Here is a 26,058-nt window from a genome sequence, read left to right on the forward strand (position 1 = left end):
CGCATCGCCGCCAGCCTCATCTGCTGGAAATTCGTCCAGAGATGGTTCTGTTAGGCGCTCTTGGTCGGCATGGCCGCCGCAGGGATGCGCGCCACAGTCGGACTGTGGGCGCACGCCAAGGCGGCAGGGGCCGCTGTATTGGCCCATGTCCGGCTGGGGGCGGCACTGCTGGCCACCGGCGCCCGCATGGCCGGTGGAGCCATCGTCAGCGGGGTCGCCGCGGTCGGCGGCGCGCTGCTGTCCGCCGCCCGGACCGCAATCCCCGCGGTCCTGGGCGGCCTGCGGGCCTTGACGGTGGCCTTCATGACCAACCCCATCGGGCTGATCGTCGGCGGCATCGCCCTGGCCGCGGGGCTGGTCATCGCCAACTGGGAGCGGGTGGGGCCTTTCTTCGGGCGTCTCTGGGGTGGCATCCGGGCCGGCATCGCGTCCCTGTGGGAGGGGATGGGGGCGGCCCTGTCCTGGTCGCCCATGGGCCTCGTAGTCGCCGCGTGGGAGCCCGTCGCCGGCTGGCTGGGAGCTTTCTGGGACGGGGTAGAAGCCAGGGCCGGCCGGTTCATGGCCTGGGTCGCGGAGAAGCTCGCCTGGGTCGGGGACGCCGCGGCCGCCGTCGGGCGCTGGCTGTCCGGCGGCGATACGCCGGAGGGAAGCGCCGATGTCGCGCCCCGGATCGGGGCGGCGGTGGCCAATCCCGCCCCGTCTGCGCCGTCCGATGCGGCCCCCCGGCAGCAGGTCGCCGCGCTGCCCGCCACCCCCGCGCCCGGCAGGGCCGCCGCCGCTCCTGCTTCCGCCGGCCGGATCGAGCATCGGGAGGAAATCCACATCCACGTCCACGGGGTGGAGGACCCGCGGCGCGTCGCCGATCTGGTGGTGGGCGAACTGGACCGGCGCCGGCGCGCCGCGCTGCACGACTGACGCAGGGGAACCGGAGGACGCTGATGGCGGAAATCATGATGGGGCTGGGCACGTACCGCTTCGGCATCGGGACCGCGGCCTATCAGACGCTGGAGCGCGCGACCGCCTATCGGTGGGCGGCGCAGGACCGTCTGGGGCGGCTGCCGGCGCGCCAGTTCCTCGGGCCGGGCGAGGACGGCATCACGCTGTCGGGCGTCATCTATCCGCACTACCGCGGCGGTCTCCGGCAGCTCGACCGGCTGCGCCAGGAGGCGGGCCGGGGCGAGCCGCTGGATCTGGTGGACGGCTACGGCCGCGTCTGGGGCGCCTGGGTCGTGCTGGCCGTGCGCGAGACACAGTCGGCGCTCCTGGCCAACGGCGCCCCGCTGAAGGTCGAGTTCCAGGTGGAACTGGCCGCCTACGGGGAGGATTCATGGTGAGGTACCGGACATCGGCGGGCGACGTGCTGGACGCGGTCTGCCTGCGCCATTACGGCCGTGTGGACGTGGTGCCGGAGGTGCTGGCGGCCAATCCCGGCCTTGCCGCGGCGGGGGCTACCCTGCCGGCGGGCAGGATCGTCGAGTTGCCCGACCTGCCGCCGCCGCCGGCGACCGCCCGTCTGCGGCTGTGGGACTGACGCGATGCCCCGCTATGCCATGGTTCCCGACTGGCGCCTACTGGCGGACGGCGCCGACATCACGGCACGGATGCGCGACCGGCTGCTGCGTCTGACCCTCACCGACGAGGCCGGCATCGCCAGCGACACGCTGGAGGTGGAGCTGGACAACCGCGACGGCGCCCTGGCCCTGCCGCGCACGGGCGCGGAACTGTCGCTCTCCTTGGGCTGGGCCGGTCAGGGCCTGACGCCCATGGGTCTCTTCACGGTGGACGAGGTCCGCAGCAGCGGTCCGGTCCGGACCCTGACCATCGCGGCCAAGGCGGCCGATGTCCGGGCCAGCTACAAGGCGCCCCGGACGCGCTCCTGGCACGACACCACGCTGGGCGACCTGGTGCGGTCGGTGGCGGGCAGCCATGGCCTGGTGCCGGCGGTGGCGCCCGGGCTGGCGTCCATTCCCGTCCCCCATCTCGACCAGACGGCCGAAAGCGACATGGCGCTGCTGACCCGGCTGGCCCGGGACCATGACGCCGTCGCCAAGCCCGCCAACGGCCGGCTGGTCTTCGTGCCGCGAGGCGAGGCGAAGACGGTTTCCGGCCGGTCGCTGCCTCCGGCCTCTCTGTCGCCCGAGGACGGCATCACCTCATGGACCGCGACGCTCTCGGACCGCGGGCGGTACGGCGCCGTCACCGCCCATTGGCATGATCCGTCCACGGCCGAGCGACGCTCCGTGACGGTCGGCGGCGACGAGCCGACATTGACGCTGCCGCACGCCTTCCCGACCGAGGACGCCGCGCGCCGCGCCGCCGCCGCCAAGCTGGCAGCCCTGTCCCGCGGGACCGCCCGGCTGCGTCTCACCTGTCCGGCCGATCTGACCCTGGCTGCGGAAGTCCGGCTGACCGTGTCCGGGCTGGACGCGGCGGCCGACGGAACCTGGACCATCACCAAGGCCACCCACACCCTCTCGGGAGCGGGCTTCACGACGGAGATCGAGGCGGAAGGGGTGGGGGATGTCTGATGCCGAGGGCAGCAGTGAAGTGTATCAAACAAGCCGCCGCGCAGTTCCAAATCAGGCGCGCCGCTACAGGAGCATTCGGCCGTGGAAAATGCCCCCGGCTCAACGGACCAGCTGCTTCCACAGCGATTCCGCGGGTAATCCGTCAGATTTGGGAGTGTCTGCTAAGTGCTTGAAAAGCTGGCGGACCCGGCGAGATTCGAACTCACGACCTCTGCCTTCGGAGGGCAGCGCTCTATCCAGCTGAGCTACGGGTCCATGCCACGGGGCGGGGCGGCCGGGGTGCCGGCCGTCGCTGTGGCGCGGACCATAGCGCATCGTTCCGGCCCATGCAAACACTCCGATGCGGATTTCCGCAGGTGCCCAGGGGCGGCTCCCCGCACCGCCATCCTGCCCCGGCCGGGGCGGCGCGGAAGGTGTGCGGTAATCCTTATTGGGGAGGAGGGCTTGCCGGACGGATACTGGAGACGGGAGAAGCGCCGTGCCATCTAGGGTACTCGTTTCCGCGTCCCCGTGGAGACCGATGTGAGGTGTACTCCGTCGAGCCTGCTCGACTTTCTCTCCGCCGCCGGGCGTCGCCTGGATGCGTGCCTCGATCCCGAGGAGACGATCCGGGCCGTGGCCGGGCTGGCCGTTCCCGACCTTGCCGACGGCGCCGTCCTGGACCTGCTGGAACCGGGCGGGGGGCGGCGCCGTGCCGCCGTGGCGCACCGCCGGGCCGACGCCCTGGCCGCGCTGGGGCCGGTGCCGGCGCCCGTCGCCGCCGGCGATGCGCTGGCCGCCCTGGCGCCGCTGGCGGACGGGACGCGGCCGCCGCCCTGCCTTGCGGATACCGGGCCGGGGCTGGCCGGGGCGGTGCCGGGCACGGCCTCCGCCCTGGCCGTGCCGGTGGAGGCCCGCGGCGAGACCTTCGGCGTGCTGACCCTGCTGCGTGACCGCCGCCGCGCCCGTTTCGGGACCGAGTCGCTGGCCCTGGCGGCGGAGCTGGGCCGCCGCGCCGGTGCCGCCATCGCCCAGGCCCGCGACCACCGCAGGGCACAGGACAGCGCGGCCCGCGAGCGCACCCTGTCGCAGGAACTGGCGGCGCTGATGGCGGCCGTGCCCGCCGCCGTCTGGATCGCCGGCGACGGCGGCGACCGGGTCTGGATGAACGGGACCGCGGCATCCCTGCTGCGCCTGCCCCGGGACGCGCCCGGGAACGCATCCCAGGGCGTCGTCGCCGATCCGGCCGAGGTGCTGCGCCAGGTCCGGCGGCTGCGCCGGGGCGGCGCGGACATCCCGCCTGCCGACCTGCTCGCCCATCTGGTCAAGGCCGACTGCCCGGAGGGCGGGCAGCGCAACGTGGAGCTGGAACTGCGCGCCCGCGGCGGCGGCGCGCGCACCCTGCTGGGCAATGTCGCGCCCCTGGCCGGTCCGGCGGGCGGCCCCCGCGGCAGCATCGCCGCCTTCGTCGACATCACGGCCATGCGTCGGGCCGAGCGGTCCCTGCGGGCCAACGAGCACCGCTTCCGCGAGATGGCCGACATGGTGCCGGCCCTGGTCTGGACGGCCGACCGCCAGGGCCGGGTCACCTATGTGAACGCCCGTTGGAGCGCCTGGACCGGCACCCCGGCCAGTGCCGCCGCGGCCGACCGCTGGGCCGACTGCGTCCACCCCGCGGACCGCGACCGGGTGGTGGCCCGCTGGCGGGCCTCGGTCGCCGACGGCAGCCCGTTCGAGGTCGAGTACCGGCTGCGGACGGCGGACGGCGGCAGCCGCTGGCACCTCTGCCGGGCGCTGCCCTTGCGCGGCGCCCGCGGCGGCATCGCCGCCTGGTTCGGCACCAGCGTGGACATCGAGGACCGCCGGGTGGCGGAGGAGGAGCTGCGCGAGGCGCGCCGGGTCGCCGAACAGGCCGACCGCGCCAAGTCGCAGTTCCTGGCCGCCGCCAGCCACGATCTGCGCCAGCCCTTCCAGGCCATGCGGCTGCTGCTGCACCTGCTGACCGAGCGGCTGGACCGGCCCGAGCAGCGTGAGCTGGCGCACAAGCTCTCGGTCGCGCTCGGCTCCGGCGAGGAGCTGCTGCGGGCGCTGCTGGACATCTCCATCCTGGACGCCGGCACCGTCTCGCCCGCCATCGCGCCGGTGGAGCTGACCCCGCTGCTGGTCCGGCTGGTGGCGGAGGCCAAGCCCCAGGCCACGGCCAAGGGGCTGCGGCTGCGGCTGCGCACCCGCTCCGCCGCCGCCCTGACCGATGCGGTGCTGCTGGAGCGGATGCTGCGCAACGTGCTGTCCAACGCGGTCAAGTACACCGCCGCAGGCGGCATCCTGGTCGCCTGCCGGCCGCGCGGCGACCGGGTGCGGGTGGAGGTCTGGGACACCGGCCGCGGCATCCCGCAGGACCGGCTGGACACCGTGTTCGAGGAGTTCGTGCAGCTCGGCAACCCGGAGCGCGACCGCAGCAAGGGGCTGGGGCTGGGCCTGGCCATCGTGCGCCGGGCGGCGCGCATGCTGGGCCACCCGATCCGCCTCTTCTCCCGCCCCGGCCGGGGCACCGTCTTCATGATCGAGCTGCCGGCCACGCGCAGCGCCGTGCGCACCCTGCCGCCCACGCCGACGAAGGCGGCGGCGCTGGCCGGCACTGTGCTGGTGGTGGAGGACGACGCGCTGCAACGGCTGGCGATGCAGCAGCTCCTGGTGAGCTGGGGCCTGACCGTGCGGGTCGCCGGTGCCGTGGCGGCCGTGCCGAAGGCGGTCGCCGGGATCGTGCCCGATCTCGTCATCACCGATCTGCGCCTGCCCGGCGAGGCCAACGGCTTCGATGCCATCCGGGAGGTGCAGGCCGCCGCCGGCCGGCCCGTCCCCGCCCTGGTGCTGACGGGGGAGACGGGGGCGGCGGAGCTGCGGCAGGCGGCGGAGCGGGGCCACCGCCTGCTGCACAAGCCCTACAGCCCGCGCGAGCTGCGCCGGGTGCTGGAGGAGCTGCTGCCGCGCGCGTGAGATGCCGCGCCGGCGGGACCCGGCCCGGCCCTACTCCGCCACCTTCAGCACGCCGCGGCGGATCTGGTCGCGCTCCATGCTCTCGAACAGGGCCTTGAAGTTGCCCTCGCCGAAGCCCTCGTCGCCCTTGCGCTGGATGATCTCGAAGAAGATCGGGCCGATCACCGTCTCGGTGAAGATCTGCAAGAGGTACTTGCCGTCCTTGCCGTCCAGCAGGATGCCGCGGCGGCGCAGCTCCTCCACCGGCTGGCCGTGGCCGGGCAGCCGTTCCTCCAGCATCTCGTAATAGGTCTCCGGCGGCGGCGTCATGAAGCGCACGCCCGCTTCCTTCAGCGCGTCCCAGGTCTTCAGGATGTCCTGCGTCAGCAGGGCAACGTGCTGGATGCCCTCGCCGCGGTACTGCTCGATGAACTCCTGGATCTGGTCCATCCGGTCGGAGCCCGGCTCCGACTTCGACTCGTTGACCGGGATGCGGATGCGCCCGCACGGCGCCGTCAGGGCCCGGCTGGTCAGGCCGGTGTACTCGCCGGTAATGTCGAAGTAGCGGATCTGGCGGAAGTTGAAGAGGCGGCCGTAGAAGTCCGCGAAATGGTCCATCCGGCCCTTGCGCACATTGTGCGTCAGGTGGTCGATGACCTGGAGCCCGGCGCCCGCGGGCCGCTGCTCCACACCGGCCACGGGCACGAAGTCCATGTCATAGAGGGTGGGGGCGCCGGACGGGTGACCGTCATAGCGGTCCACCAGATAGAGCAGGCTGCCGCCGATCCCCTCGATGGCCGGGAGGTTCAGCTCCATCGGTCCGGCCTCGGGCGAGGCGGGGGTGGCGCCCATCTCCACCGCGCGGCGCAGGGCCGCCGCCGCGTCGCGCACGCGGAAGGCCATGGCGCAGGCGCCGGGGCCGTGGGCGCGGGCGAAGTCCGCGGCGCGGCCGGTCTTCTCCCCGTTCAGGATGAAGTTGATGTCCCCCTGGCGGTACAGGCCGACATCCTTGGACCGGTGCCGGGCGACCTGGGTGAAGCCCATGGCCACGAACAGCCGGTCCAGCGGGCCCTTGTCCTCGGCCGCGAACTCCACGAACTCGAACCCGTCGGTGCCCATGGGGTTCTCCCAGAGGTCGCCGTCCGTCCTGTCAGCCTCGTCGCGTCGTGCGGTCGCCATGGTCATCGTTTCCTCCGGTGGTCCTGCGCGGGGGTTCTCCCCCTCGGGGGTTTCCTTCGGGTGTCCCCCTGGAAAGCCGTCCGCCGCTTCTCATGCCCTGTTTCTCATGCCCTGTCGGCCCGCGTTCCGCGAAGCGTCCGGGCGGTCAGCGTGACGGCAGGTCGCACCCCCCGGATCGCCGATCCGGGAAGCCAACCGTTTCACATGATACGGTCTTCCCGGGGGCATTTCCTTGCGAATCGCCCGGCCGCCGGGCACGATCGCGCAACAATCAGCCCCGACCCGGAGGGAGGCCGGCAGAACATGGGGAAATCCACGCTCGATGCGGCAGATCTGCGCATCCTGGAGGCGTTGCAGCGCAACGGCCGCCTGTCCAACGTGGATCTGGCGGAACAGGTGGGGCTGTCGCCCAGCCCCTGCCTGCGCCGGGTCCGCGACCTGGAGGAGGCGGGCTACATCCAGGGCTACGCCGCGATCCTGGACCGCCGCCGGCTGGGGCTGGGCGTCGTCGCCTTCGTGGAGGTGAAGATCGACCAGAACGCCGAGGGCGACGCCGTCTTCCGCCGCGCCGTGGAGCGCATCCCGGAGGTGGTGTCCTGCTTCGTGATGACCGGCACCATGGATTATCTGCTCCAGGTCGTGGTGCCGGACCTGGACGCCTATGCCGAGGTCAGCATGAAGCGGCTGTTGCAGATCCCCGGCGTGAAGGACGTGCGCTCCAGTTTCGTGCTGGACGTGGTCAAGCACTCCACCGCCCTGCCGCTGCCGCCGGCGTGAGGGCGCGGACCCGTTCCGCGCCCCCCGTTCCGCGCCCTTCGCCCCGTCCTCCCGCCCGCCAGTACCGCCGCCCGTCAGTGCCGCCGCCCGTCAGTGCCGGCGGAAGCCCAACTGGCCGCAGCCGGCGTCATAGTGGTAGTCGTAGCCGGCGATCGGGTGGATGCCGGTATTGACGAAGGCGCCGTCCGCGTGCGGCTGCCCCCAGCGGACCTGACCGGGCGACATCGGCTGCGCCGGGTCCACCGGCGCGTGGTAGGGCGCACCGTGGGGCGGTTCCCCGATGGTGAAGCTGTAGCTGAAGGCGGCCCCCGCAGCCGCCGGGCCGGGGGAGGTGACGGTCAGCACGGTGCCGTCCGGGACGGCGGGGCGGTCGGCCTCCGCCAGCCCCACGATCATGGTGGTGATGCCGGTATCCAGCAGCATGGTCCCGCAGGACTGCTTCGCCGCCGCCCCCTGGCCCAGGGTGATGCAGGCCGGGGGGCTCCACCAGTCCGGTGGGTTCAGCGACCGCCGGGTCAGCGGCACGAAGGTGAAGCCCTGAAGGGTTTCCTCCGTCTGGCCGAGGAGCAGTTCTGTCTTCGTGATCGTGTAGGCCGGTTGCAGCGCGCCCCCGACCTGCATCCCCTGCACGGCGATCAGCGGGTTGTCCAGAGCGTAGGCGTTCTCGGTGCCCGGCGTCGGCACCTGGTCCGGGGCGGGGCCGCGGCCGAAGCCGATCCCCATCATGCCGCCGTCCCAGCCCTGGGTGCAGGGCTTGTTCTTGGGACAGGTCTGTTCCACCGCCAGCACGACGATGGGCGTGGTCGTCACCGTCGCCGCGCCACCCGGCGGGTCCGTCAGGCCGATCTCCAGCGTCACGCGCGCCTGCTTGCCCTTCAGGATCAGGTCGTCGGACGTGTATTTCAGCGACCCGTCGCCCAGGATCTCCACCCCTTCCACCAGTTGTCCGCCGGACATCAGGGCGGCCATGGGCAGCAGTACCCCGCGCGAGCCGGTGTCGATCTGCACGCCATGGACAGGTCCGCCGCGCGTCGGCCCCGCACCGGCGCCGCTCTGCGGACCGTCAGCCGGGGCGGCGAGCACCCGCACCCGGGTGGCGAACTTCTGCGGGATGCCGGGAAAGGCGCTGTCGCTCTGGACGTCCAGCCCGATCCTGACCACATGCGTGCCCGGCGGCGGGCAGGACTTCGCCGGCGCTTCGGCCGCCGCGACGGGGGCGGCGAGCGCCGCCAGTGCCAGGAAAGCGACAGCGGAACATCTCATAACCATATATATTCCCCCCAAAAGGCATATGACTGAAAGATATCAGTGTCGCTCGACGCGTGCAATAACGGACGGTTGCACAGGTTATGCGCGATTTTTCCCGGTCCGGCGGCGTGGTCGCAGCGCGGCTGCGTTATCCTGAGGCCGAGCCCGTCCACCGGCCCTCCTGACCGGAGACTGCCCATGCCCACCGATCCCGCGCCCGCCCAGGCACACGCCCCGCCGCCCCCCGCCTCCGCCCCGCTGGGTCCGGCCGGGCCGGGTTCCGGGCGGCGCGACGGGGTGCTGCGGCTGCCGGACGGGCGGCTGCTGGGCTATGCCGAATACGGCGATCCGGCGGGGCCGCCGCTGCTCTACTTCCACGGCTATCCCAGCTCGCGGCTGGAGGCGGGCCTGATCCCGCTGCGCCATGTCCGGCTGATCGCGCCGGACCGGCCGGGCTACGGCCTGTCCGCGCCGCAGCCGGGCCGGCGCCTGCTGGACTGGCCGGCGGACGTGGCGGCGCTGCTGGACCATCTCGGCCTTGCCCGCGCGGCGGTGCTGGGCATGTCCGGCGGCGGGCCCTATGCCGCGGTCTGCGCCCATGCCCTGGCGGAGCGGGTGACCGCCACCGCCATCGTCTGCGGCATCGCCCCGCCGGACGGGCCGGGTGAGGGGCCGGAGGATGGAACGGACGACGGGCCGGGGAAGGAGACGGGCTGGGCCGGCGGCAGCCCGGCCGGCTTCCTGCTGCGCCTGGGCCGCCGGCCGGTGACGCTGCGGCTGGCGGCGACGGCGGCGCGGCAGCTCGTGCGCCGCACTGATCCGCTCGCCGTCGCCACCATGCTGCGCGCCCGCGCCGGCCTGCCGCCCAGCGACCGGGGGCTGCTGGGGCCGGGCGTGGGCGACCGCATCGTCGCCGGCTGGCGGGAGGCGCTGCGCAGCGGCATCGCCGGCCCCCTGTCGGACGCCGCCATCTATGCGGCCCCCTGGGGCTTCGCGCTGGAGGAGATCCGGGGCCGGGTCGCGGTCTGGCACGGGACGGCGGACACCACGGTGCCGGTGGCGGCCGGCCGCCGCTTCGCCGCCCGCATCCCGGGGGCGACGGCGCACTTCCTGGCGGGGGAGGGGCATTTCTCCCTGATCTTCAACCACCACCCCGCCATCCTGCGGGACCTGCTGGGGGCCGGACAGTCCGCCTGACCGGCAGGGGCTGACCGGCGGGGGCTGACCGGCTGGGGCGGAAGGGCAGGTCCTGCCGCGGCGCAGCGTTTTCCCCGGCAGGACATTGCCGGTACGGGGCCCCGGCCGGCACGATCTTGCCCGGCCGGGAAGGTGACCGGGTCCGTTCGCAAGGAAATGGCCCCCTGTCCGCGATAGACTTGCCCTGTACTTGCATCGGGAAACCGACCCAGTACCGGCGGCGCGGGGCGGTGGACAGGGGAGGACGCCATGGGCGACGGCAGCGCGGGCGACGGCTTCAAGCGGCGGACGGCCGGCTCCGGCAAGACGGCGAAGGAACTGCGTGGCGACTATTCCGCCATCGCCGGGGACTTCACCGTCGAGCAGGGCTGGGAGCGCCACACGGCGGCGGAGCACGCGCTCTGGCGGGCGCTCTACCGGCGGCAGTCGCGGCTGCTGCCCCGCTATGCCGCGCCGGAGTTCATGGACTGCCTCGCCCGGCTGGAGGCGGAGGACGGCATCCCCGATTTCCGCCGCGCCTCCGACCGCTTGCAGGCGGCGACCGGCTGGCGCCTCGTCGCGGTGCCCGGCCTGATCCCGGAGGACGCCTTCTTCGACCATCTGGCGGCGCGGCGCTTCCCGGTCAGCACCTGGCTGCGCCGGCCGGAGGAGATGGACTATCTGGAGGAGCCGGACGTCTTCCACGACTTCTTCGGCCATGTGCCGCTGCTGCTGCATCCCATCTTCGCGGACTATCTCCAGGCCTATGGCGAGGGCGGGCAGCGGGCCCTGCGGCTGGGCCGGATCGAACACCTGGCCCGGCTCTACTGGTACACGGTGGAGTTCGGGCTGATCGCCGGGGCGGACGGGCTGCGGGTCTACGGCGCCGGCATCCTCTCCTCCGCCGGGGAGACGCCCTTCGCGGTGGAGAGCCCCAGCCCCAACCGTATCGGCTTCGATCTGGAGCGGGTGATGCGGACCCGCTACCGCATCGACGACTACCAGCAGACCTATTTCGTGATCGACAGCTACCAGCAGCTTTTCGATGCCACGGCGGTGGACTTCGCGCCGGTCTATGACCGCGTCGCGGACCGGCCCGACCTGCCTCCTGACGCCGTGCTGGCGGACGACCGCGTGCTGACCCGCGGCACCCAGGAGCGGGTGCGGGCCCCGGCGGCGGAGTAGCGCCGCCCCCCGGGCCGGCCTGTCCTACCCCGTCCGCGTCCGCCCCTTCGGGACGGACCCGTCGCCGCGCGCACGGCACGGTTCCGCTTACGGGCCTTTGCTCCCGGCCGGGCCGCGGTCTATCAAGGGGCGACAATCCCACACCGTTCCACGCCCAGCCCGCGGGGGTCCAGGTCATGTGCGGCATCGCCGGCTTCCTTTCCAACCGCCACTGGACCGCCGATCCGGACCTGTCCTGGCTGGACCGCGCGGCGGACGCGCTGGCCGCCGCCACGCCCGACGATCCGGCGGGGATCGACGCGGCGCTCGACCTGCTGGCCGGGCGCTTCGACGCGCTGATGGCGTTCGGCACGCATCTGGCCGCCGCCACCCGTCCCGCGGTCCGCGCCCGGCTGGAGGCGGCGGCGGTGCGGGCGCAGGCGCTGGAGGCGGCCCTGCGCGCCGGCCCCCGCGCCCGCGAGGAGGCGGTGGAACGGGTGGCGGAGCGGCTGCGCGACTATGCCTGGCAGCTCGGCACCGAGGTGGTCGCCAACATCGACCGCACGCTCGCCCTGATGCCCGACGCCGCCGCCGCGAACCGGGCGCAGCATCTGGTCGCCTGGGGCGTCGGGCAGACGCTGGAGAATCTGGACCGGCTGGAGGTGCGCGGCCGCGACAGCGCCGGCATCGCCGTGCTGCTGCGGCTGGCGCCGGCCGCCCCGTTGCGCGACCTGCGCGCCGTGCAGGCCGCGGCGCGCGAGGCGGGACGGGAGTTCGGCGACCATGACGGCGGCATCGCCCTGCACGCCCTGGCCGATGGCGGGCTGACCGCGCGCTTCACCTACAAGGTGGCGCAGCTCATCGGCCGGCTGGGCGACAACGGCGCCAGCCTGCGCGCCCGGGTGCGCGGCGACGCCCTGCTCTGGCGCCTCGCCGCCCAGGCCGAGGGGCTGAGCGCCATCGCGCACACCCGCTGGGCCTCGCACGGGGCGATCAACCTGACCAACTGCCACCCGCTGAACGGCAGCCTCGCCGGGGAGACGGCCGCGGACCTCTCCGCCGATGCCGACGCGGTGGCGGTGCTGAACGGCGACGTGGACAACTACCGCGCCCTGAAGGAGACGCTGGTGGAGGCCGCCGGCCACGCCATCGCCGCCCCGGTGACGACGGACGCCAAGGTGATCCCGGTGCTGTTCCGGCTGCACCAGGGCAACGCCCCGGTGGAGGAGCGGGTGCTGGCGACGCTGCGCCGGCTGGAAGGCTCCATGGCCATCGTCGTGCAGCACCCGGACGACCCCGAGCGCCTGCATCTGGGCCAGAAGGGCAGCGGCCAGAGCCTGTTCGTGGCCGAGGGGCCGGACGGGCTGATCCTGGCATCGGAGAATTACGGGCTGGCGCCGCGCGCCCGCGCCTCGGTGGCGCTGGCGCAGGTGGAGCGCGGCGGCCTCGCCGTCGTGCTCTCGACCCGGCCGGGCGACCCGGCGCTCGCCGCCCGCGGCATCGACGACGGCGCGCCAGCCGCGCTGAAGGCCGAGCCCATCGAGATCTTCTCGCGCGACATCTTCCGCGCCGGCTTCGAGCACTTCTTCGAGAAGGAGGTGCACGAGGCCCCCGCCAGCGTGCGCAAGACGCTCGCCGGGCGCTACCGCCGCGGCGGCCGCGAAGCCGCCTTCGAGACGGGCGAGGGCAGCCCCTGGGCCGCGCTGCGCCGCCGCCTGTCCGATCCCGACCGGCCGGCGGTGCGGCGCATCTGGGTCACCGGCCAGGGCACCGCCGCCATCGCCGCCATGGGGGTGGCGCACCTGATCCGGCAGGCCCTGCCGGGCAGCGGCATCCAGGTGGAGAGTGCGAAGGCGTCGGAGCTGTCCGCCGACCTGGAGGGGGCGGGGCTGGAGGACGCGCTGGTCGTCGCCATCAGCCAGAGCGGCACGACGACCGACACCAACCGCACGGTCGATCTCGCCCGCGCCGCCGGCGCCTGGATCCACGCCATCGTCAACCGGCGCAACAGCCCGCTGGTGCGCAAGTCGGACAGCCACCTGTTCACCAGCGACGGCCGCGACATCGAGATGGCGGTGGCCAGCACGAAGGCCTTCTACAGCCAGGTCGCGGCCGGCAAGCTGACGGCCCTCTGCCTTGCCGATGCGCTGGGCACGCTGCCGCCGGGCCAGATCCACGACGAGCTGGTCTGCCTGGAATCGCTGCCCGCCCGCATCCAGGAGGTGCTGGATGAGGAGGCGGAGATCGCCCGCTGCGCCGAGGCCTACGCGCCCTTCAACCGCTACTGGGCGGTGGTCGGCAACGGCCCGAACAAGATCGCGGCGGAGGAGATCCGGATCAAGCTGTCGGAGCTCTGCTACAAGTCCATCCCGGTGGACTACACCGAGGACAAGAAGCACATCGACCTCTCGACCGAGCCGCTGACGCTGGTCATCGCCAACGACATGCCGGCGCAGCTCGCGCAGGACACGGCGAAGGAGGTCGCCATCTTCAAGGCGCACAGCGGCAAGCCGATCGTCTTCTGCGCCAAGGGCGAAACCTGCTTCGACGCCTATGCCGAGGCGGTGGTGCGGCTGCCCTCCGCCGGGGCCGGGCTGGACTTCGTGCTGGCCACCGTGGCGGGGCACCTCTGGGGCTTCCACGCGGCCCGCGCCATCGACGCCCGCTCCCATGTCTTCCGCGAGCTGGCCTCGGTGGTGAACGAGCGTGCGGCCCGGGACGACGCGCGGCTGGACGACGTGGCCGACCGGCTGGAGACGGAGCTGGAGCGCATCGCCGCCGGCGAGATGGACGCCGCCCTGCCGCCGCGGCTGGCGGCCGGGCTGGCGCTGCTGGCGCCGAAGCTGCGCGGTTTCCACCAGCTTGCCCGCGGCGCCGCGGAGCGCGAGGCCCTGGCCGGGCGGGCGGAGGCGCTGCTGCGCGCCGCCTTCGAGGAGACCAGCCGGCCGATCGACACGATCCGCCATCAGGCGAAGACCGTGACCGTGGGCATCAGCCGGCCGGGCAAGGAGATCGGGCCGGTGCTGCTGGCGGCGCTGGCCGCGCTGGAGGTGGCGCCGGCGGCGCTGGCCGAGCACGACCGCCGCATGCTGGCGGCGCTGTCGCCGCTGGTGACGGCGGTGCCGGGCGGCATCCTCTACCGCCAGACGGGGGAGGGGCCGGACGGGGCGCCGCTCCTCCAGGCCATGCGCAAGTCCGGCCGCTCGGCCGTGCCGTCCGGCTACGACCGGCCGCGGCCGGCGGCGGGCAGCAAGCGCCGCGCCCTGCGCTTGGGCCGCGCCATCCTGTCGGGCGGACCGCACGGGCGGGAGAGCCTGCTGCTGGTGCCGGTGTTCGAGGAGGCCGACTGGGAGGTGGCGGGGCTGGTGCTGCTGCATGCCGAGCTGGTGCCGCAGGCGTCCTTGCAGCAGAAGACGGCGCTGCTGAAGGACCTCAAGCTCTACGAGGACCTGCTGGACGCCTTCAGCGAGGCCAGCCACGCCACCGGGCGCACCGACTTCCCCGCCTTCATCGCCGCGGCCAGCCCGCGCGACCTGCTGTTCCGCCCCGCCGCCGACCTGCTCCGCCAGCCCTGACGGGGTAGGCCGGCCGGGCGGAACCAGCCTGCCGGGGGATCGTTCCGCCCCGCGAAAGGTGAGGGTCGTTAACGAATGGGCAATCTCCATCCGGGCACTCTGGCATTGCCATGCCGGAGATTGCCATGCGACTGCCCATCCTGGTCACTCTGTTGCTCGTTTTCGTCGCCGCCACCGCCACGCCCGTGCGGGGTGACGAAAGGCCGCTGCCGACCGCCAAGGTCAGCGTGCAGGAGGGCGGGCAGGCCACGGTGATCCGGATCGACGGCATCATCACCCCGGAACTGGGGGATCGTTTCGCAACCGTGATGGATGCGCTGCCCCCCGGCCGGCCGCTGCTGCTGGAACTGAACAGCCCCGGCGGCTACACCAGTGCCGGCTATGCCATGATCGACCGGCTGCTGGCCGAACGCGGCCGGGGCCGGCGCATCGCCACCCGCGTCAAGGGCGGGGAGAGCTGCGAGAGCATGTGCGTCGGGCTGTTCCTGGCCGGTCAGCCCCGCTATGCCAGCGCCGACGCCCGCTTCATGGTCCATGCCCCCCGCGGGCTTTATTCCGGTACCGTAACGGTCAAGTCCACGGGCCGGATGATCGAGCGGCTGGTGGATCTCGGCGCCTCTGCCGCCTGGATCGAGCGGGTGAAGGAACAGGGCGGCTTCAGCGGCAGCGTGGACCACCGCGAGACCGCGGCCCAGCTCGTCGCCAACGGCTCCAACATCGTCACCGACCTGACGCCCTGATCCGGCCGGGCACCCCCTCGCGGTCCGCTCCCGTCAGGGGGGTGTCTGTCCCGGGCGGCGGCGGTCCTCCGGGGGGGCGGCCAGCGGCACGGTGAAGCTGACCGTCGTGCCGCGCCCGACCTCGCTTTCCACCCGCAGGTCGCCGCCATGGCGCAGCACCAGCTCGCGCACCAGCGTCATGCCCAGGCCCGTGCCCTGCTCCCCCCGGGTGCCGGGCCGCGAGCCCTGGCCGCCGCTGCCGGCCCGCAGCAGTTCCGCCACCTGCGCCCGCTCCATGCCGATGCCGTGGTCGGTGACGGCGACCTCCACCCGGTCGCCTTCGGCGCGGGAGGTGACATGGACGACACCGGCGGGGTGGCTGAACTTCACTGCGTTGACCAGCAGGTTGCGCAGCACCGCCAGCACCATGGTGCGGTCGGCCAGGACCCAGCGGTCGCCCACGGCGTCCAGCAGGGCGACCTGCTTCGCCGCGGCCATGGAGGCGACGTCGCCCATCGCGTCCGTGACCACGGCGCGCAGATCGAACACGGCCGGGGCGAACGGCTTGCCCGACATCTGCACGCGCGACCACTGCAACAGGTTCTCCAGCATGTCGAACGCCTTGCGCGCCGACTCGTGGGTGCAGCGGGCGAAGTCGGCCACCGCCTCGGCCGGCATCCGCCCGGCATGGTCGGCCAGTTCCTGGGTCATGCCCAACAGCGCGTTGAAGGGGCCGCGCAGGTCGTGGGAGATCAGGCTGAAGAAGCGGGTCTTCTCCCGGTTCAGGAAATCCAGCTCGTCATGCGCGGCGCGCAGTTCCTCCAGCGTCTTCTCCGCCTCCGCGCGGGCCGCGCGCTCGGCCGCGGCGGCCTGCTCGCGCTCGCGCAGGATGCGCTCCATCAGCCGGTAGGCCAGCAGCAGTGACCCCAGCAACAGGGCCAGCACGGTGCCCAGCGACAGCACCGTCTCCGTCAGCACCGCCATCCGGAATCCGCCCACCGGGAGAATCAGCACCAGCCGCCAGGGGGCCGTGCCCAGGGTCTGCACGGCCACCAGACTGTCGCCGCTGCGGCTCAGGCCCGGCCCGTCGGGCAGGTCGGCCACGCCGGGCAGCCGCTCGCCGGGGGCCGGTGCCGTCCGGTCCGGGGCGGCGTTGGCTGCCAGCACGGTCCCGTCACGGTCCAGCAGCGCCAGCACGGTGCCCGGCGCCGGGGCGGCCCCCGGATCGGGCAGCGGCACCTCCTGCGCATAGATGCCCAGGAACAGGCCGTCCTGGTCCACCGGCGCCACGGCGGCGGCCAGCCGCCCTCCGCCCGTGTCGCCCAGCACCGTCCAGAACGGCCGGCGCAGCGGGTTCGCCTCGGGGGTCGCGCGGCGGAACGGCTCCTGCGCCGCGAAGCCGTCCAGCAGGGCGGTCGCCCCGTCCGTGTCCCCGGGATCGACATGCACCAGCCCGGCGGCGGAGGCGTAGTAGACCCGCAGCGTGTCCGGGTGGGAGGTGCGGATGGCGTCGGCCAGCGGCGCCAGGGTCAGCGCCATCGCCGCCTCCCGGTGCCAGGCGACGGGATCGGGCCGGTACAGCCCGGTGCGGCGGCGGGCGGCCACCGTGGGCAGCGCCAGCAGGGTGCCGATGGTGCGGGGCGACGGGTCCAGCGAGAACAGACGGTCCGCCGCCTCCTCCGGATTGCTTTCCAGGAAGCGGTCGAGCGGGGAGCCCGGCGCCACCGCCACGGGCGGCGGGTTCTGCGCCAGAAACAGGGCGGCGCGGCGGCTCAGCGTCTCCATCTGGCGCAGCCGCTCCGAGAGGACCCCGTCCAGCGCGACGGCCCGGATCTCCAGAGCCTGGACCAGACGGGCCCGGCGGTCCGCCAGCGTCTGCATGGCGTGGCCGTACAGCAGCGCCGTGCCGAGCAGGGCACAGGCGAGCATGCTCAGGGCCAGAATCCGGTCGGGACCGATTCTGCCGCCCCAGGGCGCCCCCAGCCGCATGATCTTACCGTAATCCACCCCCACAGGACCGTAAGCGCTAACACGCCCGGCCGGGCATGGCAACGTCGCGCCCCGCCGCAGACCCGCAGGCAGTCCCGTCTGCGCCGGTCGGAGCTTCTGGCTTACCGCCTGTGCGCCAGTCGGCGCCCTTGTCTCAACGTCTATGCGCCAGCCGGCGCGCCTGCCTTACCGTCTGTGCGCCAGTCGGCGCACCTGTCTTAGCGTCTGTGCGCCAGCCGGCGCACGGCCCGGTCCCCCAGGGATTGCAGGAGCTGCACCAGCAGGATCAGCACCACGACGGTGGCCACCATCACCTCCGTGTTGAAGCGCTGGTAGCCGTAGCGGATGGCAAGGTCCCCCAGCCCGCCGCCGCCGACCACCCCGGCCATGGCGGAGAAGCCGACCAGCATCACCAGCGTCAGCGTCACCCCCGCCAGCAGCGCCGGCAGCGCCTCCGGCAGCAGGACCATGAAGATCAGGTGGCGCAGGGTGCCGCCCATGGCGACCACCGCCTCGATCCGGCCGCGGTCCACCTCGCGCAGGGCCGCCTCCACGACGCGGGCGAAGAAGGGGATGGAGCCCAGGGTCAGCGGCACCACCGCGGCCGAACTGCCCAGCGAGGTGCCGACGATGGCGCGGGTCAGCGGGATCACCGCGATCAGCAGCACGATGAAGGGCAGCGACCGGCCGATATTGACCAGGGTGGAGAGCGGCCGGTGCAGCCAGGGCAGCGGGCACGGCCCCGCCGGCTCGATCAGGTAGAGCGCGACCCCGGCCGGCAGGCCGACGGCCAGCGTCACCAGCCCCGACAGCCCGACCATGTAGAGGGTCTCCAGCGTGGCGCCGGCCACCAGGTCCAGCAGTTCGCTCCAGCTTTCCGGGTTCATCGCGGCACCGCCCTCACCTTGTGGGCCGAAAGAAGCGACAGGGCCGCCGGCAGGTCGGGCGGCCCGCCGGCGCGCGACAGCGCCAGCAGCAGGCGGCCGACGCGGCAGCCGCCGATGCGCTCGATGCCGCCGCCCAGCAGGGTGACGTCCAGCCCCAGCTCGCGCGCCAGCGCCCCCAGCACGGGGCCGGTCGCCAGCGTGTCGGCCAGGGTCAGCTCGACCAGCCGGGCGTGCGGCGGCAGCTCCCCGGCCGGGACCGGCTCCTGCACCGGCGGCAGCAGCCACTGGCCCAGGCGGGAGGCGGGGTCGGCCAGCAGGGCGGGCAGCGGCCCGCTCTCGCGCAGGCGCCCCGCCTCCAGCAGCGCCGCACCGTCGCAGACCGCCTTCACCACCGCCAGCTCGTGGGTGATCAGCACCACCGTCACCCCCAGCCGGCGGTTGACGTTGTGCAGCAGCTCCAGGATCTGGCCCGTCGTCTCCGTGTCCAGGGCGCTGGTCGGCTCGTCGCAGAGCAGCATGTCGGGGTCCGCGGCCAGGGCGCGGGCGATGCCGACGCGCTGCTTCTGGCCGCCGGAAAGCTGCGACGGCCAGGCGTCGGCGCGGTCGGCCAGCCCGACCAGATCCAGCAGCTCCGCCACCCGCCGCCGCCGCTCCGGCGCCGGCACGCCGGCGATCTCCAGCGGGGCCGCCACGTTGGCGGCGGCGGTGCGCGCGTGCAGCAGGTGGAATTGCTGGAACACCATGCCGATGCGCCGCCGCTGCCGGCGCAGCGCCGCCGGGTCCAGCGCCGCCAGATCGACGTCACCCAGCAGGATGCGGCCCGCGGTCGGGCGCTCCAGCAGGTTCAGGCAGCGGATCAGGGTGGTCTTGCCGGCGCCGCTGTGGCCCAGGATGCCGAAGATGCTGCCGGACGGGATGTCCAGGCTGACATCGTCCAGGGCGACGACGGTGCGGTCGCCCTGGCGGTATTCCTTGCGCAGCCCCTCGATCCGGATGGGGGCGTGCTGGCTCATGAATGGACCGGGATCACGGACCCGGCATAGCGTTCGCGGATGAAGGCGGCCACCTCCGGCCCCTCCAGCAGGCGGGACAGGCGCTGGATGCGCGGGTCCTCGGCCTTTTCCGGCACGGTGACCAGCAGGTTGGCGTAGGGGTTGCCCTCCGCCGGTTCCAGCGCCAGCGCGTCCTTCGCCGGCACCAGCCCGGCCTGGAGCGCATAATTGCCGTTGATGATCGCCAGGGTCACGTCGTCCAGCGTGCGCGGAAGCTGCGCCGGCTCGATCTCCAGCAGCTTCAGCCGGCGCGGATTCTCCACGATGTCGCGCGGCGTGGCGAGCTGGCGGCGTGCCGGGTCCAGGTCCGGGCGCAGCCGGATCAGGCCGGCGGCCTGCAACAGGACGAGGCCGCGGCTCAGGTTGGTGACATTGCTGGAGAGCGAGACGGCGGCGCCCTCCGGCACCGCGTCCAGGCTCTTCACCCGGCGGGAATAGATGCCCAGCGGCTCGATATGGACCGTGGCGGTGACGGCGAAGGTCGTCTTCAGGATCGCCTCCTCCGTCTCCAGGAAGGGGCGGTGCTGGTAGAAGTTGGCGTCGGCGTCGCCGGCCAGGGTCAGCTCGTTCACCCGCAGCTCGCCGGTGATCTCGATGATCTTCAGCTTCAGGTCCGGCGCCAGCCGGCGCTGCACGAAGGTCAGGATCTCCGCGTGCGGCACGGCGGAGGCAAGCACGCGCAAGGGCGCGTCGCCGGCGCGGGCCGGCAGTACCGGCAGTACCGGCAGCAGGGTGAGGGCGGCGGCGGACAGCAGCAGGTGCCGCCGGGTGGGACGATGGACCATGGCTCTGCGGAACCTCGGACGGAGGGGGACGGAACAAGGGGGAACGCATCGGCGGACCATCCAACCACCGACGACGGTCAAAATCCAGATCAATCGCGTTCTTATCAAGAAACAACACAGTAAATAGTGTTGTATCGGCGCCGAGTTCCCCCCGCCTCAACCCCGGTGGCGCAGCGCCTCCACCAGCACCGCGAAGGCCGGGGTCGGCTGCCGCCGCGAGGGATAGTAGAGATGGTAGCCGGGAAAGGGCGGGCACCAGTCCTCCAGCAGCAGGACCAGCCGCCCGGCGGCGATATCCGCCGCCACCATGTCCTCCGGCAGGTAGCCGAGCCCGAACCCGGCGAGCGCCGCCTGCCGGATCATCTCCAGGCTGTTGAAGACCAGCGGCCCCTCCACCCGCACCCGCAGCTCCCGCCCGCCGCGGGCGAACTCCCAGGCATAGAGCCCGCCCGAGCTGGGCATGCGGAAGTTGATGCACTCGTGCCCGGTCAGCTCGTGCGGGGTCCGCGGCGGCGGCCGGCGGGCGGCACAGGCGGGGGCCGCCACCACGACCATGCGCAGGTCGGGGCCGATCCGCACGGCGACCATGTCCTTGGCCACCTGCTCGCCCAGCCGCACGCCGGCGTCGAACCGCTCCGCCACGATGTCGGTCAGGCGGTTGTCGATGTCCACCTCCACCCGGATGTCCGGGTAGCGGGGCAGCAGCCGCGCCAGGGCCGGCCAGAGCAGGGAGGTCGCCGCGTGTTCGCCCGCCGTCAGCCGGACGGTGCCGGCCGGCGTCTCGCGCAGGGCGCTCAGCGCGGCCAGCTCCGCCTCGATCTCCGCCAGCCGGGGGCCGACGCTGCGGAACAGCCGCTCCCCGGCCTCCGTCGGGGCGACGGAGCGGGTGGTGCGGGTCAGCAGCCGCAGGCCCAGCCGCTCCTCCAGGCCGCGGATGGTGTGGCTCAGGGCGGAGGGGGAGACGCCAAGCCGCGCCGCGGCCCGGGTGAAGCTCCGTTCCTCCGTCACCGCGACGAAGGCGAGAAGGTCGTTGGCGGTCCCGCGCTGCATTATTGAATCCGGCTCACAGGTTCATGCGGATTTTACCAGCTTCTCCCGCCGGCGGGGGACACCGATCATGCGGCCGCTCCGGAGCGCACCGCGTCCGGATCGCATCGCACTGCATCGCAGCGGAGGGTCGGCATGGAAAAGCGTATTCTGGGACGCAGCGGGCTGGAGGTTTCGGCCCTCGGCCTCGGCTGCATGGGGTTCGATTTCGCCTATGGTCCCGCCACCGACCGGCAGCAGGCGGTGGCCCTGATCCGCGCTGCGGTGGAACGCGGCGTCACCCTGTTCGACACGGCCGAGATCTACGGCCCCTTCAGCAACGAGGAGCTGGTGGGGGAGGCGCTGGCGCCGGTCCGCGACCGCGTCGTCATCGCCACCAAGTTCGGCTTCGACATCGACCCCGCGACCGGGAAGCAGCGGGGCGTGGACAGTCGCCCCACCCACATCCGGGAGGTCGCGGAGGCGTCGCTGAAGCGCCTGGGGACGGAGGTGATCGACCTGTTCTACCAGCACCGCGTCGATCCCGCCGTGCCGATCGAGGACGTGGCCGGCACGGTCGGCGAACTGATCCGCGAGGGCAAGGTCCGGCATTTCGGCCTGTCCGAAGCCGCGGCCGGCACGATCCGCCGGGCCCACGCGGTGCAGCCGGTCACCGCCGTGCAGAGCGAATACTCCCTCTGGACCCGCGACCCCGAGCGGGAGGTGCTGCCGGTGCTGGAGGAGCTGGGCATCGGCTTCGTGCCCTACAGCCCGCTGGGGCGGGGCTTCCTCACCGGCGCCATCGACCAGTCCACCGATTTCGCGGCCGACGACTTCCGCGCCCGCTCGCCCCGCTTCGCGCCGGAGAACCGTGCGGCCAACCTGGCCCTGGTGGACCGGGTGAAGGAGCTGGCGGCGGCCAAGGGCGCGACCCCGGCGCAGGTGGCGCTGGCCTGGCTGCTGGCCCGGAAGCCCTGGATCGTGCCGATCCCCGGCACCACCAGGCTGCACCGGCTGGAGGAGAATCTGGGGGCCGTCGGCCTTATCCTGACGGCGGAGGACCTGCGCGGCATCGACGCCGCGCTCGCCGGGATCGCCGTACAGGGGGACCGCTATCCGCCGCAGAGCCAGGCCCTGGTCGATCGCTGATCCCACCCCTATCTCCTCCGTCGTAATCCCCCTTTCCGCCCTCGAACGGGACAGTCCATGAAGACAATCGGTTACGCGGCCCAGGCCGCCGGCAGCCCGCTCGCCCCCTTCAGCTTCGAGCGGCGCGCCCTGCGGCCCGAGGACGTGGCCATCGAGATCCTCTACTGCGGCGTCTGCCATTCCGACCTGCACCAGGTCCGCAACGACTGGGGCTGGGCCCGCTTTCCCCTGGTGCCGGGGCACGAGATCGTCGGCCGCGTGGTCGCGGTCGGCGCCGACGTCGTCGGCTTCCGGCCGGGCGACCCGGTGGCGGTCGGCTGCATGGTGGACAGTTGCCAGGACTGCGACCAGTGCCATGCCGGCGAGGAACAGTTCTGCCGCAACGGCATGACCCAGACCTATGCCGACCGCGACCGGATCACGGGCGAGCTGACCCAGGGCGGCTATTCCCGGCACATCGTCGTGCGCCAGGAATTCGTGCTCGCCGTGCCGGAGGGGCTGGACCTCTCCCGCGCCGCCCCGCTGCTCTGCGCCGGCATCACCACCTACTCGCCGCTGCGCCAGTGGGGCGTGGGGCCGGGCAGCCGGGTCGGCGTCATCGGGCTGGGCGGGCTCGGCCACATGGCGGTGAAGCTGGCCGCGGCACTGGGCGCGCATGTCACCGTCATCAGCCGCACCCGGGCGAAGGAACAGGACGCGCTGGCCCTGGGGGCGGACGCCCTGCTCGCCTCGGGCGATGCGGCGGCGATGAAGGCGGCGGCATCCGCCTTCGACCTGATCATCGACACGGTGCCGGTGCGCCACGACGTGACGCCCTACATGCCGCTGCTGGACGTGGACGGCACGCTGGTCATCGTCGGTCAGGTCGGGCCGCTGGAGCCGCCGGTGACGGTGCCCTTCATCATGGGCCGGCGCCGGGTGGCCGGGTCGCTGATCGGCGGCATCGCGGAGACGCAGGAACTGCTGGATTTCTGCGGCCGCAAGAACATCCTGCCCGACTGCGAGATGATCCGCATGGACGAGATCGGCGCCGCCTTCGAGCGGATGGAGCGGGCGGACGTGCGCTACCGCTTCGTGATCGACATGGCCTCGCTGCCGCTGCCGGCGGACGTGGGCTTCTGAGCGGCACCCCGTTCCTCCCGGGCGGACAGCAGCGGACAGGAAAACGGCGGCCGGGGCGATCCCGGCCGCCGTTTCCGTGTCACGGGCAGGTGTCAGGGGCTGGCGGCCGGGGTCGGCCTACTCGTCCAGGGCGGCGATGGCGGCCCCGGCGTCGGACGGGGTGCCCAGGCCCGGCAGGTGCAGGTCGCCCGCCCCCACCGTCACCAGCCGCGCCGCGGCCTCCGGCGCCCCGACATACTCGCCGTAGGCGGCGACCTCATCCTCGCCCGGCACGCGGTCCAGCCAGCCGTTGCCGTAGATGACGACCGGGACGGCGATGCTGCCCGGCCGCGTCTGCTCGACCATGGCGGCGGCGTTCAGCAGCGAGCGCCAGACCGGATAGCGCGGCGGCGAGGAGGGATGCTCCGTCGAGTTCAGGCGGCCGGCGTCGGCCGACAGCTCCCAGCCCTGGGCGCACAGATCCTCCACCGCCAGCAGGGCCACGACCAGCCCGCGCGGCCGCTCCCCGGTGCAGAGGGCGACAAGGCCGGAGCCCTTCGCCACCTGCGGGGTGCGCACGCTGTCGTCCAGCCGGGTGGCGAGATGGGCCAGCGTCTCCTCGACCGTGCGGGTCAGGGCTTCGGCCCCCTGCGGCTGGCTCAACCGCGGCCAGGCGGCGAAGATCAGCGTCGCCACGTCGCTGGGGGAGAAGGTCGGCTCGGCCACGGGCTCCAGGGCGGGGGCCGGTGCGCGCACGGGCGCGGCGACGGGCACCACGACCGGCGGCGGGGGAGGGGCAGGGGGAGGGGCAGGCGGGGCCGTGACCTGTTCCGCCAGGGCGGCGACCGTGTCCTCCTGCGAGTCCAGCCGTTCGACCAGACCCTGGAGCCGCGTCGCCTGCGCGTCCAGCCGGCTGCCCAGGGATTCCAGCCGGCGCTCCAGCGCCGCGGCGTCGATCGCCGGGGGCTGCGGCATCAGCGAGGCGAGAGAGACGGCCGTGCCGGTGGCCGGGGGCGTTCCGGCCGGGGCCACGGCACCGTCGCGCAGGTCGCGGATATCGAGCTGCATGTCGCGCACGGCGGCGACGACGCGCAGGATCGACTGGTGGAGCTGATCCACCGCCCGGTCGAACTGGCCGACGGAGACGAGCCCGCCGCCCGCGCCGGCCCCCGGCAGCAGCGGCACGACATCGTCCTCGTCCTCGCCCCCGGCGGCGGCGCGGCGGGCGGCGGCGGCGACCCAGCCCTCCAGCCCATGCACCCGCTGCATCAGGTCGTTGACGGCGCGGACCAGCCGCTCAGGCTCCTCCGGCGGGCGGGAGGCCTGCTGGCTGACGACGCCGGCCAGATGCGCCACGCGCTCGCGCAGTTCCTGGATGCTCTGGCCCAGGGCCGGCAGCCGCATCTGCTCGGGAAGCTGGACGATGGCGTTGTGCATGGCCATCAGATCGGTCCGGAAGTCGCGCAGGCGCGTGCCGACATGCAGGGCCAGATCGCGGACGATGGCTTCGGCATAGTCGAAGGGATCGACCGTCTCATGGATCTCCCCGTCCATCGGCTGGCCGGTACCCGCGGCGGCCACGGCCGTTCCCGCGGCCCCGTCGGAGACCGCCGGGGCGTCCCCGGAGACCGCGGCCGGAGCGGGCGCCGCCGCGGCCTGTGCGGGGGCGATCCCGTCCCCCCCACCCGGCGCCTGAGGCTGGCCGGCGGGGCGGATCTCCTTGGTGTCCGTGGACTGGATCGTCATCGGGATGTCTCGCTGGCGGAGAGGTGGTCCGTAAGGGTGTCGAGCAGGCGGGCGCGGCGTGCATCGGCCGCGGCACGGGCCAGACGGGGCAGCAGGGCCGGTTCGTGCGCGGGCCGGGGATGCGGCGGCGCCGGCACGACCTCCTCCTCCGCCGCGGCGGCGGCCGCGAGCGGCGGCACCGGCAGGACGGCAGGCGGCTCCGGCACCGGAGGCAGGGGGCTGTCCGGTCCGGAGATCGCTGCCGTGACCTTTTCCGGGGCAGGGTCGTCGGATCCCGGCTGGCCGGCCTCCGTCTCCCCGGAGGCGTGCGCCGGCAGGTCCGTCCCGGCATCCGGTTCCGGCAGGTTGTCCGCTCCGGGACTGTCCGCGTCGGAGGCGCTCCGGGGCATCTCTGCGTCGGCATCGCCGGCGTCGGTATCGCCGGCGTCCGGCGCGTCGTCCGAGTCGGCCCCGGCGGAGCCGTCGCCATCCGCCTCCACGGGGCGGTCCGGTTCGGGCGTTGCGATGCCGGCCAGTTCGTTCAGCGTGCGGCGCAGGCTGGCAGCCTTCACGCCTTTTCCGCCGGCCGCCCTGTTGATGCAGTTCTGCACCAGCTCGGGACCGACGCTGATCTGAAGGAAGGCGAACTGGTCTTTCGTCAGCCCGGCCAGACGGTAGTCCAGATCCTCGACCGACTCGGTGCCGGCGGCGAACTTGCGCAGCGTCTCGATCGCGCCGGTCACCACCGCTGCGTCACGCACGGCGCGGGAGGAGAAGACGGGGCCGCGACGCCGGACGCCCGGTTCGGCGGGCGGGCGCAGAGGGGGCAGCGGTTCGGCCGCCGGCGCGGCGGCCATCGTCGGCGCCGCGCGGGGCGGTGCCTCCGACGGGTTGCTGCGCAGCCAGTTCAACACGCGGCCGAACATCTGCGTCCTCCACCCGCTGCCATATCCGCAGCCATGCCGTGGGCGCACAGAAGGGGTCGCCGGAGCGTCCGTTCCTGCGCCGCTATACTGTTGTCGC

Annotated in this window: 21 protein-coding genes and 1 tRNA gene; 12 read left to right on the forward strand and 10 right to left on the reverse strand. The window is 73.4% G+C overall.

Annotated elements, in window-relative coordinates:
• The first annotated feature begins 84 nt into the window (after nucleotides 1-84).
• From ACFQPS_RS06130 to ACFQPS_RS06145, 4 genes are read left to right on the forward strand one after another with little or no spacing between them, the layout of a single operon-like run.
• Nucleotides 85-915, forward strand: coding sequence for a phage tail tape measure protein (locus tag ACFQPS_RS06130; RefSeq protein WP_377357353.1), 831 nt, complete (start codon nucleotides 85-87; stop codon nucleotides 913-915).
• 23 nt (nucleotides 916-938) lie between these two features.
• Nucleotides 939-1,334: a phage tail protein gene (locus tag ACFQPS_RS06135; RefSeq protein ID WP_377357355.1), complete on the forward strand. Its 396-nt coding sequence runs from the start codon at nucleotides 939-941 to the stop codon at nucleotides 1,332-1,334.
• Nucleotides 1,328-1,531 carry a tail protein X gene (locus ACFQPS_RS06140; RefSeq protein ID WP_377357357.1) on the forward strand — a complete coding sequence of 68 codons (204 nt, stop codon included), beginning with the start codon at nucleotides 1,328-1,330 and terminating at the stop codon, nucleotides 1,529-1,531. The genes ACFQPS_RS06135 and ACFQPS_RS06140 overlap by 7 nt, the downstream gene beginning before the upstream one ends.
• Nucleotides 1,532-1,535: 4 nt before the next feature.
• Nucleotides 1,536-2,528 carry a contractile injection system protein, VgrG/Pvc8 family gene (locus ACFQPS_RS06145; protein WP_377357359.1) on the forward strand — a complete coding sequence of 331 codons (993 nt, stop codon included), beginning with the start codon at nucleotides 1,536-1,538 and terminating at the stop codon, nucleotides 2,526-2,528.
• 178 nt (nucleotides 2,529-2,706) lie between these two features.
• Here the strand turns inward: ACFQPS_RS06145 and ACFQPS_RS06150 are convergent.
• A tRNA-Arg gene (locus tag ACFQPS_RS06150) sits at nucleotides 2,707-2,783 on the reverse strand.
• A gap of 267 nt (nucleotides 2,784-3,050) precedes the next feature.
• Here ACFQPS_RS06150 and ACFQPS_RS06155 point away from each other — a divergent pair.
• The gene (locus ACFQPS_RS06155; RefSeq protein WP_377357361.1) at nucleotides 3,051-5,504 is read left to right on the forward strand and encodes an ATP-binding protein; all 2,454 of its coding nucleotides are present in this window, start codon (nucleotides 3,051-3,053) and stop codon (nucleotides 5,502-5,504) included.
• A gap of 30 nt (nucleotides 5,505-5,534) precedes the next feature.
• Here ACFQPS_RS06155 and hppD read toward each other — a convergent pair whose 3' ends face one another.
• A complete protein-coding gene (hppD, locus tag ACFQPS_RS06160; protein WP_377357363.1) occupies nucleotides 5,535-6,668 on the reverse strand; it encodes a 4-hydroxyphenylpyruvate dioxygenase in 1,134 nt (377 codons plus the stop codon).
• A 297-nt stretch (nucleotides 6,669-6,965) separates the two neighbouring features.
• Here hppD and ACFQPS_RS06165 point away from each other — a divergent pair, with 297 nt between their 5' ends.
• A complete protein-coding gene (locus ACFQPS_RS06165; RefSeq protein WP_377357365.1) occupies nucleotides 6,966-7,439 on the forward strand; it encodes an Lrp/AsnC family transcriptional regulator in 474 nt (157 codons plus the stop codon).
• A 90-nt stretch (nucleotides 7,440-7,529) separates the two neighbouring features.
• On the opposite strand, the gene ACFQPS_RS06170 is transcribed toward ACFQPS_RS06165, so the two are convergent.
• Nucleotides 7,530-8,702, reverse strand: a complete 1,173-nt coding sequence (locus ACFQPS_RS06170; protein WP_377357367.1) for a hypothetical protein — start codon at nucleotides 8,700-8,702, stop codon at nucleotides 7,530-7,532.
• A gap of 183 nt (nucleotides 8,703-8,885) precedes the next feature.
• Here ACFQPS_RS06170 and ACFQPS_RS06175 point away from each other — a divergent pair, with 183 nt between their 5' ends.
• The 4 genes from ACFQPS_RS06175 (at nucleotide 8,886) to ACFQPS_RS06190 (ending at nucleotide 15,342) form a co-directional block, all read left to right on the forward strand.
• Nucleotides 8,886-9,884 carry an alpha/beta fold hydrolase gene (locus ACFQPS_RS06175; protein WP_377357369.1) on the forward strand — a complete coding sequence of 333 codons (999 nt, stop codon included), beginning with the start codon at nucleotides 8,886-8,888 and terminating at the stop codon, nucleotides 9,882-9,884.
• A 249-nt stretch (nucleotides 9,885-10,133) separates the two neighbouring features.
• The gene (gene phhA / locus ACFQPS_RS06180; protein ID WP_377357370.1) at nucleotides 10,134-11,048 is read left to right on the forward strand and encodes a phenylalanine 4-monooxygenase; all 915 of its coding nucleotides are present in this window, start codon (nucleotides 10,134-10,136) and stop codon (nucleotides 11,046-11,048) included.
• Between the two features lie 176 nt (nucleotides 11,049-11,224).
• Nucleotides 11,225-14,602 (forward strand): SIS domain-containing protein, encoded by a 3,378-nt coding sequence (locus ACFQPS_RS06185; protein WP_377357373.1) that lies wholly within the window; start codon nucleotides 11,225-11,227, stop codon nucleotides 14,600-14,602.
• Between the two features lie 125 nt (nucleotides 14,603-14,727).
• A complete protein-coding gene (locus tag ACFQPS_RS06190) occupies nucleotides 14,728-15,342 on the forward strand; it encodes an ATP-dependent Clp protease proteolytic subunit (protein ID WP_377357375.1) in 615 nt (204 codons plus the stop codon).
• A 33-nt stretch (nucleotides 15,343-15,375) separates the two neighbouring features.
• On the opposite strand, the gene ACFQPS_RS06195 is transcribed toward ACFQPS_RS06190, so the two are convergent.
• The 5 genes from ACFQPS_RS06195 to ACFQPS_RS06215 all read right to left on the reverse strand — a co-directional run bounded on the left by ACFQPS_RS06195 (nucleotide 15,376) and on the right by ACFQPS_RS06215 (nucleotide 21,084).
• Nucleotides 15,376-17,328 (reverse strand): sensor histidine kinase, encoded by a 1,953-nt coding sequence (locus tag ACFQPS_RS06195; RefSeq protein WP_377357376.1) that lies wholly within the window; start codon nucleotides 17,326-17,328, stop codon nucleotides 15,376-15,378.
• Between the two features lie 200 nt (nucleotides 17,329-17,528).
• Nucleotides 17,529-18,197: a methionine ABC transporter permease gene (locus ACFQPS_RS06200; RefSeq protein WP_377357378.1), complete on the reverse strand. Its 669-nt coding sequence runs from the start codon at nucleotides 18,195-18,197 to the stop codon at nucleotides 17,529-17,531.
• Nucleotides 18,194-19,210, reverse strand: a complete 1,017-nt coding sequence (locus tag ACFQPS_RS06205) for a methionine ABC transporter ATP-binding protein (RefSeq protein ID WP_377357379.1) — start codon at nucleotides 19,208-19,210, stop codon at nucleotides 18,194-18,196. Before ACFQPS_RS06205 ends, ACFQPS_RS06200 begins: the two co-directional genes overlap by 4 nt.
• On the reverse strand, nucleotides 19,207-20,034 hold the full coding sequence (locus tag ACFQPS_RS06210) for a MetQ/NlpA family ABC transporter substrate-binding protein (protein ID WP_377357382.1): 828 nt from the start codon (nucleotides 20,032-20,034) through the stop codon (nucleotides 19,207-19,209). Before ACFQPS_RS06210 ends, ACFQPS_RS06205 begins: the two co-directional genes overlap by 4 nt.
• A 156-nt stretch (nucleotides 20,035-20,190) precedes the next feature.
• Nucleotides 20,191-21,084: a LysR family transcriptional regulator gene (locus ACFQPS_RS06215; RefSeq protein WP_377357384.1), complete on the reverse strand. Its 894-nt coding sequence runs from the start codon at nucleotides 21,082-21,084 to the stop codon at nucleotides 20,191-20,193.
• 132 nt (nucleotides 21,085-21,216) lie between these two features.
• Between ACFQPS_RS06215 and ACFQPS_RS06220 the strand changes: the two genes are divergently transcribed.
• Complete coding sequence (locus ACFQPS_RS06220; protein WP_377357386.1) at nucleotides 21,217-22,209, forward strand: aldo/keto reductase; 993 nt, start codon at nucleotides 21,217-21,219, stop codon at nucleotides 22,207-22,209.
• A gap of 57 nt (nucleotides 22,210-22,266) precedes the next feature.
• Nucleotides 22,267-23,331 (forward strand): NAD(P)-dependent alcohol dehydrogenase, encoded by a 1,065-nt coding sequence (locus ACFQPS_RS06225; RefSeq protein ID WP_377357388.1) that lies wholly within the window; start codon nucleotides 22,267-22,269, stop codon nucleotides 23,329-23,331.
• Nucleotides 23,332-23,448: 117 nt separating this feature from the next.
• Here the strand turns inward: ACFQPS_RS06225 and ACFQPS_RS06230 are convergent, their stop codons facing one another.
• On the reverse strand, nucleotides 23,449-25,056 hold the full coding sequence (locus ACFQPS_RS06230; protein WP_377357390.1) for a hypothetical protein: 1,608 nt from the start codon (nucleotides 25,054-25,056) through the stop codon (nucleotides 23,449-23,451).
• Nucleotides 25,053-25,961 (reverse strand): ICP22 family protein, encoded by a 909-nt coding sequence (locus tag ACFQPS_RS06235; RefSeq protein WP_377357392.1) that lies wholly within the window; start codon nucleotides 25,959-25,961, stop codon nucleotides 25,053-25,055. The genes ACFQPS_RS06230 and ACFQPS_RS06235 overlap by 4 nt, the downstream gene beginning before the upstream one ends.
• Between the last annotated feature and the right edge of the window lie 97 nt (nucleotides 25,962-26,058).

Source organism: Rhodocista pekingensis, from assembly GCF_042665545.1.
Taxonomy (GTDB): domain Bacteria; phylum Pseudomonadota; class Alphaproteobacteria; order Azospirillales; family Azospirillaceae; genus Rhodocista; species Rhodocista pekingensis.

Excerpts from the sequence above, each read along its gene's own strand:
- ACFQPS_RS06170 (WP_377357367.1), bottom strand. The coding sequence starts at position 8,702 with ATGAGATGTTCCGCTGTCGCTTTCCTGGCACTGGCGGCGCTCGCCGCC.
- phhA (WP_377357370.1), top strand. The coding sequence starts at position 10,134 with ATGGGCGACGGCAGCGCGGGCGACGGCTTCAAGCGGCGGACGGCCGGC.
- ACFQPS_RS06190 (WP_377357375.1), top strand. The coding sequence starts at position 14,728 with ATGCGACTGCCCATCCTGGTCACTCTGTTGCTCGTTTTCGTCGCCGCC.
- ACFQPS_RS06175 (WP_377357369.1), top strand. The coding sequence starts at position 8,886 with ATGCCCACCGATCCCGCGCCCGCCCAGGCACACGCCCCGCCGCCCCCC.
- ACFQPS_RS06185 (WP_377357373.1), top strand. The coding sequence starts at position 11,225 with ATGTGCGGCATCGCCGGCTTCCTTTCCAACCGCCACTGGACCGCCGAT.
- ACFQPS_RS06165 (WP_377357365.1), top strand. The coding sequence starts at position 6,966 with ATGGGGAAATCCACGCTCGATGCGGCAGATCTGCGCATCCTGGAGGCG.
- ACFQPS_RS06225 (WP_377357388.1), top strand. The coding sequence starts at position 22,267 with ATGAAGACAATCGGTTACGCGGCCCAGGCCGCCGGCAGCCCGCTCGCC.
- ACFQPS_RS06135 (WP_377357355.1), top strand. The coding sequence starts at position 939 with ATGGCGGAAATCATGATGGGGCTGGGCACGTACCGCTTCGGCATCGGG.
- hppD (WP_377357363.1), bottom strand. The coding sequence starts at position 6,668 with ATGACCATGGCGACCGCACGACGCGACGAGGCTGACAGGACGGACGGC.
- ACFQPS_RS06220 (WP_377357386.1), top strand. The coding sequence starts at position 21,217 with ATGGAAAAGCGTATTCTGGGACGCAGCGGGCTGGAGGTTTCGGCCCTC.
- ACFQPS_RS06235 (WP_377357392.1), bottom strand. The coding sequence starts at position 25,961 with ATGTTCGGCCGCGTGTTGAACTGGCTGCGCAGCAACCCGTCGGAGGCA.
- ACFQPS_RS06205 (WP_377357379.1), bottom strand. The coding sequence starts at position 19,210 with ATGAGCCAGCACGCCCCCATCCGGATCGAGGGGCTGCGCAAGGAATAC.
- ACFQPS_RS06200 (WP_377357378.1), bottom strand. The coding sequence starts at position 18,197 with ATGAACCCGGAAAGCTGGAGCGAACTGCTGGACCTGGTGGCCGGCGCC.
- ACFQPS_RS06130 (WP_377357353.1), top strand. The coding sequence starts at position 85 with ATGCGCGCCACAGTCGGACTGTGGGCGCACGCCAAGGCGGCAGGGGCC.
- ACFQPS_RS06215 (WP_377357384.1), bottom strand. The coding sequence starts at position 21,084 with ATGCAGCGCGGGACCGCCAACGACCTTCTCGCCTTCGTCGCGGTGACG.
- ACFQPS_RS06145 (WP_377357359.1), top strand. The coding sequence starts at position 1,536 with ATGCCCCGCTATGCCATGGTTCCCGACTGGCGCCTACTGGCGGACGGC.
- ACFQPS_RS06140 (WP_377357357.1), top strand. The coding sequence starts at position 1,328 with ATGGTGAGGTACCGGACATCGGCGGGCGACGTGCTGGACGCGGTCTGC.
- ACFQPS_RS06210 (WP_377357382.1), bottom strand. The coding sequence starts at position 20,034 with ATGGTCCATCGTCCCACCCGGCGGCACCTGCTGCTGTCCGCCGCCGCC.
- ACFQPS_RS06230 (WP_377357390.1), bottom strand. The coding sequence starts at position 25,056 with ATGACGATCCAGTCCACGGACACCAAGGAGATCCGCCCCGCCGGCCAG.